Source organism: Duganella paludis, assembly GCF_054461335.1.
This window is the reverse complement of record NZ_CM136922.1, coordinates 5396258-5411188: the sequence shown is the minus strand read 5'-3', so window position 1 is coordinate 5411188 and position 14931 is coordinate 5396258. Positions and strand designations below refer to the sequence as shown.

Genomic DNA, 14931 nt, shown 5'->3' with positions numbered 1-14931 from the left:
TAATTATATCAGCTCGTTTTGAACACCAGTTGCGCCACCCGCTGCAATTTCGGCGCTACCATCGGCACCGTCAGCATGGTGCTGCCGATGGCCATTAGCAGCAGCGCGGTGAAGGTCTCGCTGGTGATGATCTGCTTGTCGAGCAGGATGTTGACGAAGATGATCATGATCAGCGCCTTGGTCTGCAGCAGCCAGCCGATGATGGACGCCTCGCCCGGCCCCCACTTGAGGATCTTGCCGGCGATGTGGATGCCGGCCAGCTTGCCCGTCACCGACGCCACCAGCAGCACGCCCGCCACCAGGAACACGGCCGAGCCGCCCATCGCCCAATTGGTGCGCAGCCCCGTGCTGAGGAAGAATACCGGCATCACCGCCATCAGGATGTTGGCACGCAGGAAGTCCATTTTTTCCTGGTTGAACCATTCGGCATCCATCACCGCGCCGGCCAGGAAGGCGCCGACCATGAAGTGCAGGCCCGCCCAGTCCGCCGCGAACGCGCACACCGCCAGCCAGATGAAGGACACGTACCAGCGGTCGCGCTCCTCGATGCGCACCATCATCATGCGGAACAGCTTGGTCACGACCGTGAACACCAGCAGGAAGCCCAACTGGCGACCGACGCGGTCCCAATCCAGCAGGATCACCGCCAGCACGCCCCAGATGGCGATGTCGTCCAGGCTGGCGTAACGCAAGATGCGCTGGCCGATCGGCTGGCGCAGGATTTCCAGCTTTTCCATCAGCAGGATCAGGATGGGCAGCGCGGTCACGGCGCAGGCCATGCCCACGCCCAGGATGAATTGCCAGTCGTGCGCTTTCGGCCCCATCCAGCCGGCGTAGCCCAGCAGGCCCAGCGCGGCGATACAGCCGAACACCAGCGGCACGCCGAGCGCCAGACCGGCGGTGATGCTGCTCTCGCGCCGATGCTCCCAGGCTTTTTTCAGGTCCAGCTCAACGCCGGCGATCATCACGAAGATCATCACCGCCCACCAGGCGATGCCGTTGAGCGACTGCACCACCTGCGGGTTGAAAACAAACGAATAGTACTCGGGGAAAGCGCGGCCCATGATGCCCGGCCCCAGCAGGATACCGGCGATGATCTGCACCACCACCAACGGCGCGTAGTAATCGGTCCCGCCCAGGCGCCAAATCAGGTACGGCACGCTGAAAATAATCGTCATCGCGATCAAGAAGATCTCGGTGGTCCCCATATGCATTTGTCACCCCTTTTTTGTTATGTAATGCTGTAATTATGGAAACGATACCATATCAACTTGCACCATGTCACTGATGTGGCAAAAAACTAACGCTTAAATTTTCTCTGGATTTTAGTTGCGCACTCAAGTATATTTCAAGCATTAATCAAGCACAGGACAAGCACATGGACACCACACCTACCCCAATCAGCCCCAGCCTCGAATTCACCTTGCGCCTGGCGCGCGCCCAAGCCACGTTGGTGCGCCGGCTCGATCAGGTGCTGGGCGGCTACCACGGCATCAGCTTCAGCGACTTCATGCTGCTGCACCATCTGGCGCGCGCGCCCGGCGGCCGCCTGCGCCGCGTCGACCTGGCCGAGCGCCAGGGGCTGACCGCGTCCGGCGTCACCCGCACCCTGCTGCCGCTGGAAAAAATCGGGCTGGTCGAACGCCAGCAGGATCCGCGCGACGCCCGCGTGGCCTACGCCGCCATCACCGACACCGGCCGTGAAATGCTGACCAACGCCACCACCGTGGCGGACCAGATCAGCAAGGACCTGCTGCGCAGCTGTCCACCGGCGCAGTTCGACGACGTCAGCAACGCGCTGGCGCTCATCGCCGGCATGAACGCGTCCAACTCATGAGCGCCCTGAAACAGGATCCCAACTTCAAATGGCTGATGCGCGGCGGCGTCATCTCCATGTTGGGAGACCAATTGACCATGATCGCCCTGCCCTGGCTGGTGCTCAAGCTGACCGGCGACACACTGGCGCTGGGCCTGGTGATCGCGCTCATGAGCGTGCCGCGCGCGGTGTTCATCCTGATCGGCGGAGCGCTGGTGGACCGCTACTCGCCCAAGCGCGTGCTCATGCTCAGCAAGTACGCCAATGCCGTGCTGCTTGGTTTGCTGACGGTGCTGGTGCTGAACATCGGCAGCGCGCCGACGATTGCGTTGGGTGGATCGTTGTCGCTCACCCTCGTGCTCACGCCGCAGCTGTCGTTGCAGCTGATCTACGCGCTGGCGCTGGCCCTGGGCCTGGCGCAGGCCTTCGGCATACCATCGGGGACCTCGATCCTGCCGCTGGCGATACCGCGCGAACATCTGCAGGCAGCCAATGGCATGCTGATGGGGCTACGACAGCTGTCGATGCTGGCCGGGCCGCTGGTGGCGGCGGGCCTGCTGGCGATCGCCGGCGATGGCGGCGGCGGTAACAACGGCGCGGTCGCCGACGCACGCGGCCTCGCGCTGGCCTTCGGCCTGGATTGCGTGAGCTTCCTGCTGTCGGCGTGGACGCTGGCGAAGGTGCGGCCGCTGACCGCTGCCGCAACACCGGCCGACGCGCAAACGGCGCCAGCGCCGCAATCGGTCCTGCGCTCCGTCGGCGAGGGCCTGCGCATGGTATGGAACGACGCGCCGCTGCGGCTGTGCTTCATCTACTGGGGCACGGTCTCGCTGTTCATCGGTGGCGCCATGCAGGTCGCCATCCCGGTGCTGGCCAGCGATCTGCACGGCGCCACCACCCTCGGCCTGCTGATGGGCGCACACGGCGCCGGCACGCTGCTCGGCATGGGCGTCGCCGCCAAGTTCGGCGCGCGCCTGCGCTTCGCTGAATTCGGCGTCATGATCCTGCTGGTGGACGGCATCGCCGGCGTGCTGCTTGCGCCGCTGGGCCTCGTGCACGCTGCATGGCAGGCCGCCTTGCTGATGCTGGGCCTCGGCCTGCTGGGCGGCTACATGCAGATTAACGTCTTCACCTGGATCCAGCGCCGCGTGCCGCCGCAGATGATGGGCCGCGCCATGAGCATCTTCATGTTCATCTTCATGGGACTGGCGCCGATGTCAGCCGCCGTCGCCGGCTGGCTGCTCAAGTACATCGCACTGTCGCAATTGTTCCTCGGTGGTGGCATCATACTGGCGCTGTTCGCCGCGCTGGCCTACCTGTTCACGCCCATGCGCAACATCAGCGCCAACACCGCGTAATCACCAAGGACACTGCATGGAAACCAAATGGCTGGAAGACTTTATCTCACTCGTGGAGACCAATAACTTCAGTCGCTCGGCGGCGCTGCGTCACGTGACGCAGCCCGCCTTTTCCCGCCGCATCCAATCGCTGGAAAACTGGCTCGGCACGGACCTGATCGACCGCACCTCCTACCCCACGCGCCTGACGCCGGCCGGCATCGTGTTCTACGAACAGGCGCTGGAAATGCTCTCGAAGATCAACGGCGCGCGCGAGATGCTGCGCTCCAAACGCGCCGCCGCCCAAACCAGCATCGACCTCGCGGTGCCGCACACGCTCTCGCTCACCTTCGTGCCGAAGTGGCTAACCAAACTGGAACAAGACTTCGCGCCGATCCGCAGCCGCCTGATGGCGCTCAACGTGCACGACGCCGTGCTGCAGCTGGTGGAAGGCGGCTGCGACCTGCTGCTGTGCTACCACCATCCGCGCCAGCCGGTGCAACTCGACCCCGGCCGCTACGACATGCTGGTGCTGGGCCGCGAATCGCTGCGCGCCTACGCCCGCTGCGACAAAAACAAAGTCCCCGAGTTCACGCTGCCGGGCACCAAGCGCGCGCCGCTGCCCTTCCTCTCCTACACCAACAACGCCTACCTGGGCCGCATGGTGGAGCTGATTTTGAGCGACGCCAAAACCGCCCTGCACCTTGAACCGCACTACGAAACCGACATGGCCGAAGGCTTGAAGATGATGGCCCTGGAGGGACGCGGCATCGCCTTCCTGCCCGAATCGGCGGTCACGCGCGAGCTCAAACAAAAGCAGCTGGCGCGCGCCGACGGCGACAGCGCGGACTGGGAAATCGAAATGGAAATCCGCCTGTACCGCGAGCGGCCGTCGCCGCACCGGCGCGGCAAACCGATCGTCGAACGGCTGTGGGAATTCCTCGAACAGCAGCAAAAACACAGCGGCGGAAAACGCCGCATTCCGGTATCGGAGAGATAACTATGCATTTTTTGCATAGCCGAATGCGCATACAGCATTGGCCGCTCTAAACGCTCCAGGCCTATGATTCGTCCCACTTGAGCACCGCCACAAGCGGCGCTCAGCAAACGAACCAACGGGAGCCTTGAGCATGACCACTGTACAAGCACAACACGCACTGCCTTCATACCTCAACGCCGAAGATCTCGGCCCATGGGGTGTCTACCTGCAGCAAATCGACCGCGTCACCCCGCACCTCGGTAGCCTGTCGCGCTGGGTCGAAACCCTCAAGCGCCCCAAACGCATTCTCACCGTCGACGTGCCGATCGAGCGCGATGACGGCAGCATCGCCCACTACGAAGGCTACCGCGTGCAACACAATATGTCGCGCGGCCCAGGCAAAGGCGGCGTGCGCTTCCACCAGGACGTGACCCTGTCCGAAGTGATGGCCCTGTCGGCGTGGATGACGGTGAAAAACGCCGCCGTCAACGTGCCATACGGCGGCGCAAAAGGCGGCATCCGTGTCGATCCAAAGACTCTGTCGCGTGGTGAACTGCAGCGCCTGACCCGCCGCTACACCAGCGAAATCAGCCTGATTATCGGACCAAACAAAGACATCCCGGCACCGGACGTCAACACCAACGAACAAGTGATGGCGTGGATGATGGACTCCTACGCCATGATCGAAGGTAACCTGTCGACCGGCGTCGTCACCGGCAAGCCGATCTCGCTCGGTGGCTCGCTGGGCCGCCGCGAAGCGACCGGCCGTGGCGTGTTCGTGGTGGGCCGCGAAGCCGCCGCCAAGCGCGGTGTGGCGATCGAAGGCGCCCGCGTTTGCATCCAGGGCTTCGGCAACGTCGGCGGCGTGGCCGCGACCATGTTTGCGGAAGCCGGCGCGAAAGTCATCGCCGTGCAGGACCACACCTGCACCGTCGTGAATCAAGGCGGCCTCGATATCGCCCGTCTGCACCATCACGTGGCCGAAGTGGGCAGCGTCACCGGATTCCCCGGCGCCGAAGCCTTCCTGGACCGCGACGCCTTCTGGGGCATCGAGTCGGACATCCTGATTCCGGCCGCGCTGGAACAGCAGATCACGGCCGCCAACGCGCCGCGCATCCGCACCAAGATCATCCTGGAAGGCGCCAACGGCCCGACCACGCCGGAAGCGGACGACATCCTGACCGACAAGGACGTGCTGATCGTGCCGGACGTGCTGGCCAACGCCGGCGGCGTCACCGTATCGTATTTCGAATGGGTGCAGGACTTCTCCAGCTTCTTCTGGAGCGAAGACGAAATTAATGCTCGCTTAACCCGCATCATGCAAGATGCATTCAATGCTGTATGGAGCGTGGCGCAGGACAAGAAAGTCACGCTGCGCACCGCCACCTTCATCCTCGCCTGCACCCGTGTGCTGCAGGCGCGCGAAGTACGCGGCCTGTATCCATGATCGACTGAATCCCCAGCAGTTTGCGCCTGTACGGTTTACGCCGTGCAGGCGTTTTTCGCATTTGTGAGGAACACACCATGAGCACCATCGAACAAAAAGCACTGGCCTATCACCGCACCGGCAGCGCCGGCAAAATCGCCATCGAAGTCACCAAAAGCGTGAGCACGCAGGAAGACCTGGCACTGGCCTATTCGCCGGGCGTCGCCGCGCCATGCGTCGAAATCAAGCGCGATCCGGCCAAGGCCTACGAATACACGGCCAAGGGCAACCTGGTCGGCGTCATCACCAACGGCAGCGCGGTGCTCGGACTGGGCAACATCGGCGCGCTGGCGGGCAAGCCGGTCATGGAAGGCAAAGTGGTGCTGTTCAAAAAATTCGCCGGCATCGACGCCTTCGACATTGAAATCGACGAAAGCGATCCGGACGAACTGGTGGACATCATCGCCGCGTTGCATCCGACCTTCGGCGGCATCAACCTGGAAGACATCAAGGCGCCGGAATGCTTCTACATCGAACGCAAGCTGCGCGAGCGTTTGTCGATCCCGGTATTCCACGACGACCAGCACGGCACAGCGATCGTAGTCGGCGCCGGCATGCTGAACGCGATTGAAATGACGGGCCGCGACATCGCCTCGGTGAAAATCGTCTGCTCGGGCGCGGGCGCGGCGGCGATGGCCTGCCTGGAACTGCTGGTGGACCTGGGCGCACAGCGCAAGCACATTTATGTCTGCGACAGCAAAGGCGTGCTGACCACCGCGCGTGCGCTGGACGGCGAAAAAGCCGCGTGGGCGCAGGACACCACGGCCACCACCTTGTCCGACGTGATGGAAGGCGCGGAGGTGTTCCTCGGCGTATCGGGACCGGGCGTGCTGTCGCCGCAGGACATCGAGCGCATGAAAGCGCAACCCATCGTCTTCACGCTGGCCAATCCGGAGCCGGAGCTGCGTCCGGAACTGGTGCGCGAAGCGGCGCCGGACGCCATCATCGCGACGGGACGTTCGGACTACCCGAACCAGATCAACAACGCGCTGTGCTTCCCGTACCTGTTCCGCGCGGCACTGGACTCGGGTGCGAGCACCATCAACCAGGAAATGAAGCGCGCCTGCGTGGTGGCCTTGGCGGACATGGCGCGCAGCGACGCGCGCTTCAGCAAGGACTACATCGTCCCGGGGCTGCTGGACCCGAGGCTGCTGAGCGGCGTCACGCCAAAAATCGCCACGGCCGCCTGGCGCAGCGGCGTCGCCCGCAAAGAGCTGGTGGAACTCGAATACGCCGACGACCTGAAAGACCTGGCCGAATCGCTGCTGTAAAAACCGGGATCAGGTGGCGGTCGGAGCGTTAGCGGGCGTCACCGTACGTCCGCCTGAAGCCGGGTGATACGAGCGGTTCATCGCGCATCGCCGCCAGTAAGTGATCCCGCGTTACCCCTTTTTCGAGCAGCTTGAGCCAGTGCACGGCCCATGCGGCGCTATCCGGGTCGCGCTCGTTCCTTGCCAGCGTTCAAGAACGAAGTCGCCCTCGATGCGGCTCAGGCGGGTGAAGTCGATGCGGGCCATGGGCAGCTCGGGGAAATCGACCTTGATGACTTTCATGAGTACTCGCCGGTAATGCCACATGGACGTTTTGAGCGCCCTGTCTGACATGCCGAACACTTCGGCAAACGCCGCGCCGCCATCGCTGCCGCTATTCATCAACTCAAGATACTGCGCCATCTTGTCGCGGTTTTCCGCAGATGAAAGCATGTAGTGCATCAGATTGAACGCCCGGGACTGGAATTCAGATTGCGCCAGATACGCGGCATTACCTTTTTCGGCTATCTTATGGTGGCTGAAAAAGCCCTGCGACACATCCTTGCGCAGTACTTCGTCGTAGGTCAGGAAAGACAGCTGTCCTTCACCGGAATCGAGCCACTTCATCGACTCGGCCGTGGAGCCGGCAGGACGGCCGACCGCCATCTGGTTGTCGGTGAATCGGACTCCTCCGAAATAAAATTTGAAGCCCTGAAGGAACCACTCTGGGCCGCGAATATCGGTGTAGCGGTGCAGAAAATTCTGGCTATATAGGGCGAAAATGGCGGACAGCGTGAAATCCACATCGTCCGTCAGCAGCGAGGCGTTACTCGATTCCCACATCCGCCCCCGACTAAACGTGAAAGCCTGGGTGCCGGATACGCAGCTATCAACCAGGCCAACCGTCTCAACGGGGAGTTCACCGAGCCCGGGATGCCAGCCGATCCGGTCCTGAAAGTAGAGCGTGAGCTTGGGTGCGTCGATTTGCCGGATAAGGAATGGTCTCAGGTACAGGCGCAGCACGTAATCAAGCCGCTCGAGGTTGTTCACCAGTTGGACGACCTGTTCCGGATCGCTGTCGGAATAAACGATCAGGTGCTGGCTCTCGATCCGGAACCACACCGACGGATCGCGCACGCCCTTGATGACGATCTTGGCGGGATTTTGCTTGCTTTCGTCGAGAATCTTGTTTGATTCGCTCACGGATGCGTCCGCAGGCAGGAATGCAATTGCGATGAGTAGGATAAATACGGACCTGGCACCGGTCATACGCATCTCCTTTTGTATAGGGTAGCATCTCGACCCAGCAAAAGATGCACGGATTATCACAGCACGTGCCGGTGGATTACGCCTTCCTGGGTAAAAACTTACCCACCTTCGCCTCAAGCAGCTTGATAAGCTCCGGCTGCATGTACTCGTAATCATCCGGAATATCGAGACAGATCACCCGCTTGCCATTCAAGTAGCGCTGAAACCTGGCCGAGAGCCGGTTCCTGTGTGCCTTCTCCATCACGAAAATAACCGTCGCCCACGCGATCTGCTCAGACGACAGCGGCACCGTCGCATCCCCGCCCAAGCCGGCGGAATCCGTCTCCACATCGGGCCACGACGCAAACACCTGCTCCGCCGTCGGACTACGCAGCCGGTTCTGACTGCAAATAAACAAAGCCCGCTTCATCTCAACGCCCCGGCTGCAAAGCGATGACCGCCATGCCCACCAGCGCCAGCGCCGCTCCAGCCGCATCGAAACGGCTCAATGCCACGCCATCGACAAACCTGAGCCACAACAACGCCACGCAAATATAAGCCCCGCCGTAAGCAGCGTAAGTGCGTCCAGCCGCAGCAGGGTGCAAAGTCAACAGCCAGGCAAACAGCGCCAGCGACGCCGCCGCAGGCACCAGCAACCAAGCCGACTTGCCCTGCTTGAGCACCAGCCAAGGCAAATAGCAGCCAACAATTTCGGCAAGCGCCGTCACGAAAAACAGCGCAGCGATTCTAAAAATATCTGTCATTTGATTTACAACTCGCGACTAAACACACAAGCGCGGGATATATTTCTTACCAAGCGCAATCTTGGCTGTTCCTTGGCTAACATGCTTGAAAAAAGGCCGTCCGGAGCCCTCGGACATAAAGTAAAAATATTCGCCATGCGTATTGCGGGCGAATCGACAAATGCGATGTAAAGTATAGACACCGCTACTATCGTTCAGGCCTTCTGTGCTGTCCCGAATGACCTGCGCAGTGCGACCGTCGAAGCAAAATTCTGGAAGCTCATGGTGTACAAGCAGCGCCCGAAATTCCTCCTCCGCCCTCGCCAAGACGCTTAGATCATCCCCTTGCATCACACGCCGAAAATTGTGCACTGAACTCCAAACAATATATGCAAATATAAGAACAATACCAACGCAAGAAAATATTTTTTCCATGATTACAAAAAGATTATATTCACGACGACGTTAAGAGTCTGCGGAACTGTCGGTGCCGGACTATTTTGCGTCGCCCACCTTCCACTCCTGATCGTCGAACGATAGCCGGGGCAGCCGCAGCTCTGCGGTGCGCGAAATGATCTGGACCGGTTCGCCAAAATTGATTTGCTCGATGTGCTTGGTGACGGTCGCCAAATCGTGCTGCGTGGTTTCATCTTTGAATCGGATCTCGGCTTCAACACTGTAGTGAGTAGTGCTGGTATTGATTTCCTCCACCCGCTCAATGCCACGCAATACTTTCTCAAGCGGGTTCGCTACCGCTTCCACCAATCGTTCGGACACATTGTCGTTGACCTTGTAGTGAACGGCCACAACGAGACATTTAGGCCACATCGTCATATGCGGCCTCGCGTCCATTCGTCGGCCACGTCACCCATGTTCTTGGCCTCGCCATTACGCACCCACGCCATGAATTCACGGTCAAATTTGAAATGTGGCCCACATTCACGCGAAAGAAAGCGCCGAACGTTTTGCGTGTTTCGGTAGCCAGCATCGATTTCCGTTGACCGCAAAATTTCACCACCATGCCAATCAAAATTCATATTCAAACTCTCCGGGAATCCAACCGCAGCAACGTAGCGGTATCGATGATACTCGCATACTCGCCGTCCAGATTACTCAGTGCCATATTGTGCACATCGTCGGCGCTGCGCTGCTGGCCGGCGTAGTCTTTTTTGGCGTAGGCGTAGGTGGCGTCGGATACCACTTGCGTGGAAAAGCCAAGGTTGCCGGCGGTGCGTGCGCTGGCTTCCACGGAGTTGTTGGTGCTGACGCCGACCAGTACCAAACTGCTTATGCCACGCACGCGCAGCCAGCGCTCCAGCCCCGTGTTGATGAAGCAGTCGGGCACGTTTTTCTCGACCACGTGCTCCGTCGGCCCAGGCGTCAGCTGCTCCTGGAATTCGGCGCCGGGCTGCCCCGGCCAGAACAAGGATCCGGGCGTCCTTGAGATGTGGCGGACGAATACCACCATGCCAGCGGCCGCGCGCCACGCTGCCAGCAGGCGGACGATATTTGCCTCGGCCTGCGGATTGTTGCGCTCTCCAGCGGCGGCAGTCGCCATGCCCTTTTGCATGTCGATGATAATCAGGGTCGGCAAGTCCTTGGTCATGGTCTGGCTTTCATACGATCGTTGATGAGACGAATGGCGGTGGTTACGCCGTGCTCCTGCGCCATCGCCTCCGCCACGGCGATCGCACGCGATTGCATCTCGGGCCGCAGCGATTGGATGCGCGCGGCCAGCTGCTTGGCCGTCACGCTGCGCCGGTGCGTCAGCTTTGCGGCGATGCCCAGCCGGAGAAGCTCCTTGCACCAGTGCTCCTGCTCGCTGATGTGCGCCACCACCACCGACGGCTTACCCGCCAGCGTAACCGATTGCGTAGTGCCCGCGCCACCATGATGCACCACCGCCGCACAGCGCGGGAAGATCAGGTGATGCGGCGATGCCGACACGTACAACACCCGCTCATCCGAGCGGAAGCCGCATGCCGCCGCATCATGCGTCTGCACGATGACGCGGCAACCGGCCAGTTTCGCCGCTTCGGTAAAAAGACCCACACTCTCGGACTGGTTGACGATTTCGCGCGGCGTCCAACTGCCGAAGGTCATGTACACCGGCGGCTCGCCCGCCGCAAGGAAGGCTTCCACTTCAGGCGTCAGGCTGCCTTCCAGCTGCATATTGGGCATGTCGAGGAAGCCGCTCACTTGGATCGAGGACGCCCAATCCGACTGCCGCTCGCATAGCTGCGGACTGACCGCCACCAGCGTCAGCCACTTCGACAGCCACACCTCCGTCACGAAATCCTTCACCGGCGCCATGCCCAGCCGCGCGCGCAGACGGTTCGGATACGGGCTCACCACCTTGTGCAAAGCCAGTTTGCTCAGCCACCACAGAAAGCCCTGCCCGAACGGCACGCCCATCGGATGGCTGTAGGCGCTCGGCACCGCAACATGCGACAGCAGCACGCTCGCATACGGCTTGCCCGCGTGCTCCGCCGCCACCTTCAGTGGATACATGAAGTAATGGCCGATCAGCAGGTCCGACTCCGCCGCCAGTTCCTGAGCGGCCGCGAACATCTGCTCCTCCGACGGCACGAAGCATTCGTCCAGCAGCATCTTCATCTGCGTCAGCGGATTGCGCATCTTGATGGCCGCCATGCCGATCCGCTCCGCGTCGGCAGGGTCGTTCACCGGCGAAGCGATCACGCGAGTCTTCACACCGGAGGCCGACCTCACGCTCTCATAGATCGCGCTGTCCACGCAGGTGATCAGCAGCGTGACATCATGGCCGTCCTGCCGCAAACCCTCCGCCAGCGCGATGAACGGCCGGATATCGCCATGACTCCCCCAGGTTTGCAGCCCTATCTTCATGCCTGCTTCCGCTTCGCGATCCAGTCGTTGATCACGCGTTCCAGCACCGACAACGGCAGCGCGCCATGCGACAACACCTCGTTGTGGAACTGCTTCAGGTCGAACTTGGCGCCCAGCTCCTGCTTGGCGTGCTCGCGCAAGGCCAGGATCTTCAGCATGCCCACCTTGTAGGCCAGTGCCTGGCCAGGATTGACGAAGTAACGCTCGATCTCCGCCGTCACATCGCCTTCCGCCATGCCGGTGTTGTCCATCATGTAGGTGATGGCCTGCTCGCGCGTCCAGTGCTTGTAGTGGATGCCAGAATCGACTACCAGGCGCGTGGCGCGCATCATCTCGTCGCGCAGGCGGCCCAGGTTATCCAGCGGCGCTTTCTGGAAGCCCATCTCATACGCCAGCCGCTCCGAATACAGCGCCCAGCCTTCCTGATACGCGGTGAACGGCAGCACGCGGCGGAAGAACGGCACACCCTCCATCTCCTGCGCAATCGTCACCTGGAAGTGGTGGCCCGGTATGCCCTCGTGATAAGCCAGCGTGCGCATGGCGAACTTCGGCGTGTCGCCCGGATTGCGCATGTTCGCGTAGAACACGCCCGGACGCGTGCCGTCGAACGCGCCCTGCATGTAGTACGCGCCCGGCGCGGTCGCTTCCGACGACGGCGGCACCTGCTCCACCTTCACGCCCAGCTTGGGACGAATGTCGAAAGCACTGTCCAGGCCCTTGTTCACTTCATCCAGAATCACCTGATACTGCGCCAGCATGGCCTGCTTGCCTTCCGGCGTATTGGGGTACTGCTGCTCCGGCGAGCGCGCCAGCTGCTGCACGCGCGCGCCGATGGTGCCGTCGTTCAGCCCCTGCGATTTGAGAATCTCATCCATCTCCGCACTCACGCGCGCTACTTCGGCCAAGCCCAGATCATGCACCTGTTGCGGCGTCATGTCGGTGGTGGTGTGCATGCGCACTGCCCAGGCGTAGAAGGCGTCGCCGTTCGGCAGGCTCCAGGCGCCGTTGTTCTCCTTGGCCATGGGCGAGAGCGCCGTGAAGTAGGCGATCAGATTGCGGTAGGCCGGATACACCTGGTCCTTGACGGCGGCGGCGGTTGCAGCCAGCAAACGGGTACGCGTTTCCGCATCCATTTTGTCGGCGGGGATCTTGTCCAGCTTCTCCTTGAAGCTGACGTACAGCGGATGCTGCTCCGGCGCGACGGCGATCATGCCGTTCATCTGCTTCAGCACCTTCTCCACCGTGAAGCGCGGCGGGATGATGCCGCGCGACTCGCGCAGGCGCAGGCCTTCGGTCAGCTGGTTGAATTTGGTCGGGAACAGTTTCAGGCGGGCGATGTAGTTGTCCGCTTCGGCCTTGCTGGTCACCTGGTGCACCTGCACCATGAAGTCCGGCAGCGCGCTTTGCACGCCCTGCATCTGGTTCACGGGGAAGTTGTGCTTGTCGTAGGCTTCGCCGTCGGCCTGGATTTGCAGGAAGTAGGTCAGCGTGTCGTACGACAGACGGCCTTCGCTATCGAGCTTCTCGCGGTCGTACTGCTTGATGGTGGCCAGGCTGTCCTTCGTCAGGTCCAGCAGCTTCTGCTCGTGCGCCGGCGAGGCGTCATCCAGCTTGGCGCTGTAGAAGTCCGCCCAGCCGGGCAGGATGCGCATCGACGACAGCATTTCCGGGCTGTCGATGGCGAACGCCGCAAACACCTTGGTGTAGAACCAGTCCAGCTTCACCGGCTTGAAATAAATCGTGTGGGCGATCAAGGCGGCGATCACCAACACGATGGTGGCCAGCACAATGGCCAGCCATTTGAAAACACGCTTCATGCAGCACCCTCCCTATCATCATAATTATTTTTCAATTATGTGATAAGCAACATGCTGCGTGCAAGCGATTACTGCTGGTTTACTGCTGCTTGATCACCGCGCCGCCCTTCATCACGAACGAGACTTTGGTCAGCTCGGTGGCGTCGTCGGCCGCATTGCCCTTGACGGCAATGATGTCGGCGTACTTGCCCACGCTGATCGAACCGACTCGGTCCTTCCAGCCCAGCAGGTCGGCGGCGTTGATGGTGGCCGCCTGGATGGCCTGCATCGACGTCATGCCGTACTTGGTCATGTAGTAGAACTGTTTGGCGTTGTCGCCGTGCGGATAAACGCCGGAGTCGGTGCCGAAGGCCATTTTGGCGCCGCCAACGAAGGCCTTGCGGAAGTTATCGCGCTGCAGCTGGCCGATCACCTTTTCCTTAGCGATCGATTCCGGCAGCATGCCCGCCTTCTCGCCCTCCTGCAGGATGAAGTCATCGTTGTAGATGTCCATCACCAGATAGGTGCCCTTCTCCTTGGCCAGCTTGATGTTGACGTCGTCGATCAGGCTTGCGTGTTCGATCGAATCCACGCCGGCCAGGATGGCGTCGTGAATCGCGCTGGTGCCGTGCGCGTGCGCCGCCACCTTGCGGCCCAGCTTATGCGCCTCGTTGACGATGGCCTGCATCTCTTCCAGCGTGTACTGCTGCGCGCCCGGCTCGTCGCCTTTGGACAGCACGCCGCCCGAGGCGCAGATCTTGATCACGTCGGCGCCATACTTGGCCATCTCGCGCACCTTGGCGCGCGCTTCCCAAGGGCCGTCGGCCACGCCACGGCCGGTGAAGTTCACGTCCGGAGGCAGCAGGTTCTCGTCGCAGTGACCGCCCTTGATGCCGATGGCGTAACCGGCGGTGCGCATGCGCGGGCCGATGAAATCGCCGTCGTTGATGGCGTCACGCAGGGCCACGTCGCCGAAGCCGCCCGCGCCGACGTTGCGCACGGTGGTGAAACCGGCTTCCAGCGTCTTGCGCGCGGCGCGCACGCCGTACAGCGCGGCGCGGGTGTCGGACACGCCCAGCGAGTTGTAGCCGCTCATATAAGGATCGCCGGTCAGGTGGGTGTGCATGTCGATCAGGCCTGGCAGCACGGTCTGCGCCGACAGGTCGATCACCTGCGCGCCGGCCGGCGCCGGAGTCGAGGCGCTCGGGCCCACGGCGCTAATGCGCTCGCCGGTGATGACGATGGTTTGATCGGCGAGCACCTTGCCGGTGGTGACGTCGACCAGTTTGCCGGCGCGGATGACGGTCACCTGGTCGGCGGCGTTGGCTTGCGCGAGTGCGCCCAGAATGGCGGCGGAAATCAAAAGGTGCTGCAGTTTCATATGTGGGCGCTCTAGGCGTTAAGGAAAACA

Annotated in this window: 15 protein-coding genes; 5 read left to right on the top strand and 10 right to left on the bottom strand. The window is 61.7% G+C overall.

Annotation, left to right across the window (positions count from 1 at the left end):
* Positions 1 to 8 precede the first annotated feature (8 nt).
* The gene (locus tag ACXZ1M_RS23830; RefSeq protein ID WP_459050083.1) at positions 9 to 1214 is read right to left on the bottom strand and encodes a cation:proton antiporter; all 1206 of its coding nucleotides are present in this window, start codon (positions 1212 to 1214) and stop codon (positions 9 to 11) included.
* Between the two features lie 164 nt (positions 1215 to 1378).
* Here ACXZ1M_RS23830 and ACXZ1M_RS23825 point away from each other — a divergent pair, with 164 nt between their 5' ends.
* The 5 genes from ACXZ1M_RS23825 (at position 1379) to ACXZ1M_RS23805 (ending at position 6889) form a co-directional block, all read left to right on the top strand.
* Positions 1379 to 1837 carry a MarR family winged helix-turn-helix transcriptional regulator gene (locus tag ACXZ1M_RS23825; RefSeq protein WP_459050082.1) on the top strand — a complete coding sequence of 153 codons (459 nt, stop codon included), beginning with the start codon at positions 1379 to 1381 and terminating at the stop codon, positions 1835 to 1837.
* Positions 1834 to 3174: an MFS transporter gene (locus tag ACXZ1M_RS23820; protein WP_459050081.1), complete on the top strand. Its 1341-nt coding sequence runs from the start codon at positions 1834 to 1836 to the stop codon at positions 3172 to 3174. Before ACXZ1M_RS23825 ends, ACXZ1M_RS23820 begins: the two co-directional genes overlap by 4 nt.
* Before the next feature lie 16 nt (positions 3175 to 3190).
* Positions 3191 to 4153 carry a LysR substrate-binding domain-containing protein gene (locus tag ACXZ1M_RS23815; protein ID WP_459050080.1) on the top strand — a complete coding sequence of 321 codons (963 nt, stop codon included), beginning with the start codon at positions 3191 to 3193 and terminating at the stop codon, positions 4151 to 4153.
* A 130-nt stretch (positions 4154 to 4283) separates the two neighbouring features.
* Positions 4284 to 5579: a Glu/Leu/Phe/Val family dehydrogenase gene (locus ACXZ1M_RS23810; RefSeq protein ID WP_459050079.1), complete on the top strand. Its 1296-nt coding sequence runs from the start codon at positions 4284 to 4286 to the stop codon at positions 5577 to 5579.
* Positions 5580 to 5656: 77 nt separating this feature from the next.
* Positions 5657 to 6889, top strand: a complete 1233-nt coding sequence (locus ACXZ1M_RS23805; protein ID WP_459050078.1) for a malic enzyme-like NAD(P)-binding protein — start codon at positions 5657 to 5659, stop codon at positions 6887 to 6889.
* Between the two features lie 111 nt (positions 6890 to 7000).
* Here the strand turns inward: ACXZ1M_RS23805 and ACXZ1M_RS23800 are convergent, their stop codons facing one another.
* The 9 genes from ACXZ1M_RS23800 to ACXZ1M_RS23760 all read right to left on the bottom strand — a co-directional run bounded on the left by ACXZ1M_RS23800 (position 7001) and on the right by ACXZ1M_RS23760 (position 14901).
* Positions 7001 to 8137, bottom strand: coding sequence for a hypothetical protein (locus tag ACXZ1M_RS23800; RefSeq protein ID WP_459050077.1), 1137 nt, complete (start codon positions 8135 to 8137; stop codon positions 7001 to 7003).
* Positions 8138 to 8213: 76 nt separating this feature from the next.
* Positions 8214 to 8546, bottom strand: coding sequence for a low molecular weight protein tyrosine phosphatase family protein (locus tag ACXZ1M_RS23795; protein ID WP_459050076.1), 333 nt, complete (start codon positions 8544 to 8546; stop codon positions 8214 to 8216).
* A gap of 1 nt (position 8547) precedes the next feature.
* Entirely contained in the window at positions 8548 to 8880 is a 333-nt protein-coding gene (locus tag ACXZ1M_RS23790; RefSeq protein WP_459050075.1) for a YnfA family protein, read from the bottom strand.
* A gap of 474 nt (positions 8881 to 9354) precedes the next feature.
* Positions 9355 to 9693, bottom strand: coding sequence for a hypothetical protein (locus tag ACXZ1M_RS23785; RefSeq protein WP_459050074.1), 339 nt, complete (start codon positions 9691 to 9693; stop codon positions 9355 to 9357).
* Complete coding sequence (locus tag ACXZ1M_RS23780; protein ID WP_459050073.1) at positions 9690 to 9896, bottom strand: DUF6434 domain-containing protein; 207 nt, start codon at positions 9894 to 9896, stop codon at positions 9690 to 9692. Before ACXZ1M_RS23780 ends, ACXZ1M_RS23785 begins: the two co-directional genes overlap by 4 nt.
* A gap of 2 nt (positions 9897 to 9898) precedes the next feature.
* On the bottom strand, positions 9899 to 10465 hold the full coding sequence (locus tag ACXZ1M_RS23775; protein ID WP_459050072.1) for a cysteine hydrolase family protein: 567 nt from the start codon (positions 10463 to 10465) through the stop codon (positions 9899 to 9901).
* Positions 10462 to 11724 (bottom strand): glycosyltransferase, encoded by a 1263-nt coding sequence (locus ACXZ1M_RS23770; protein ID WP_459050071.1) that lies wholly within the window; start codon positions 11722 to 11724, stop codon positions 10462 to 10464. The genes ACXZ1M_RS23775 and ACXZ1M_RS23770 overlap by 4 nt, the downstream gene beginning before the upstream one ends.
* Positions 11721 to 13541 carry a DUF885 domain-containing protein gene (locus tag ACXZ1M_RS23765; RefSeq protein WP_459050070.1) on the bottom strand — a complete coding sequence of 607 codons (1821 nt, stop codon included), beginning with the start codon at positions 13539 to 13541 and terminating at the stop codon, positions 11721 to 11723. The genes ACXZ1M_RS23770 and ACXZ1M_RS23765 overlap by 4 nt, the downstream gene beginning before the upstream one ends.
* A 79-nt stretch (positions 13542 to 13620) precedes the next feature.
* Entirely contained in the window at positions 13621 to 14901 is a 1281-nt protein-coding gene (locus tag ACXZ1M_RS23760; RefSeq protein ID WP_459050069.1) for a Xaa-Pro dipeptidase, read from the bottom strand.
* Between the last annotated feature and the right edge of the window lie 30 nt (positions 14902 to 14931).

Excerpts from the sequence above, each read along its gene's own strand:
- ACXZ1M_RS23830 (WP_459050083.1), bottom strand. The coding sequence starts at position 1,214 with ATGCATATGGGGACCACCGAGATCTTCTTGATCGCGATGACGATTATT.
- ACXZ1M_RS23765 (WP_459050070.1), bottom strand. The coding sequence starts at position 13,541 with ATGAAGCGTGTTTTCAAATGGCTGGCCATTGTGCTGGCCACCATCGTG.
- ACXZ1M_RS23805 (WP_459050078.1), top strand. The coding sequence starts at position 5,657 with ATGAGCACCATCGAACAAAAAGCACTGGCCTATCACCGCACCGGCAGC.
- ACXZ1M_RS23825 (WP_459050082.1), top strand. The coding sequence starts at position 1,379 with ATGGACACCACACCTACCCCAATCAGCCCCAGCCTCGAATTCACCTTG.
- ACXZ1M_RS23780 (WP_459050073.1), bottom strand. The coding sequence starts at position 9,896 with ATGAATTTTGATTGGCATGGTGGTGAAATTTTGCGGTCAACGGAAATC.
- ACXZ1M_RS23790 (WP_459050075.1), bottom strand. The coding sequence starts at position 8,880 with ATGACAGATATTTTTAGAATCGCTGCGCTGTTTTTCGTGACGGCGCTT.
- ACXZ1M_RS23770 (WP_459050071.1), bottom strand. The coding sequence starts at position 11,724 with ATGAAGATAGGGCTGCAAACCTGGGGGAGTCATGGCGATATCCGGCCG.
- ACXZ1M_RS23800 (WP_459050077.1), bottom strand. The coding sequence starts at position 8,137 with ATGACCGGTGCCAGGTCCGTATTTATCCTACTCATCGCAATTGCATTC.
- ACXZ1M_RS23810 (WP_459050079.1), top strand. The coding sequence starts at position 4,284 with ATGACCACTGTACAAGCACAACACGCACTGCCTTCATACCTCAACGCC.
- ACXZ1M_RS23760 (WP_459050069.1), bottom strand. The coding sequence starts at position 14,901 with ATGAAACTGCAGCACCTTTTGATTTCCGCCGCCATTCTGGGCGCACTC.
- ACXZ1M_RS23820 (WP_459050081.1), top strand. The coding sequence starts at position 1,834 with ATGAGCGCCCTGAAACAGGATCCCAACTTCAAATGGCTGATGCGCGGC.
- ACXZ1M_RS23785 (WP_459050074.1), bottom strand. The coding sequence starts at position 9,693 with ATGACGATGTGGCCTAAATGTCTCGTTGTGGCCGTTCACTACAAGGTC.
- ACXZ1M_RS23795 (WP_459050076.1), bottom strand. The coding sequence starts at position 8,546 with ATGAAGCGGGCTTTGTTTATTTGCAGTCAGAACCGGCTGCGTAGTCCG.
- ACXZ1M_RS23815 (WP_459050080.1), top strand. The coding sequence starts at position 3,191 with ATGGAAACCAAATGGCTGGAAGACTTTATCTCACTCGTGGAGACCAAT.
- ACXZ1M_RS23775 (WP_459050072.1), bottom strand. The coding sequence starts at position 10,465 with ATGACCAAGGACTTGCCGACCCTGATTATCATCGACATGCAAAAGGGC.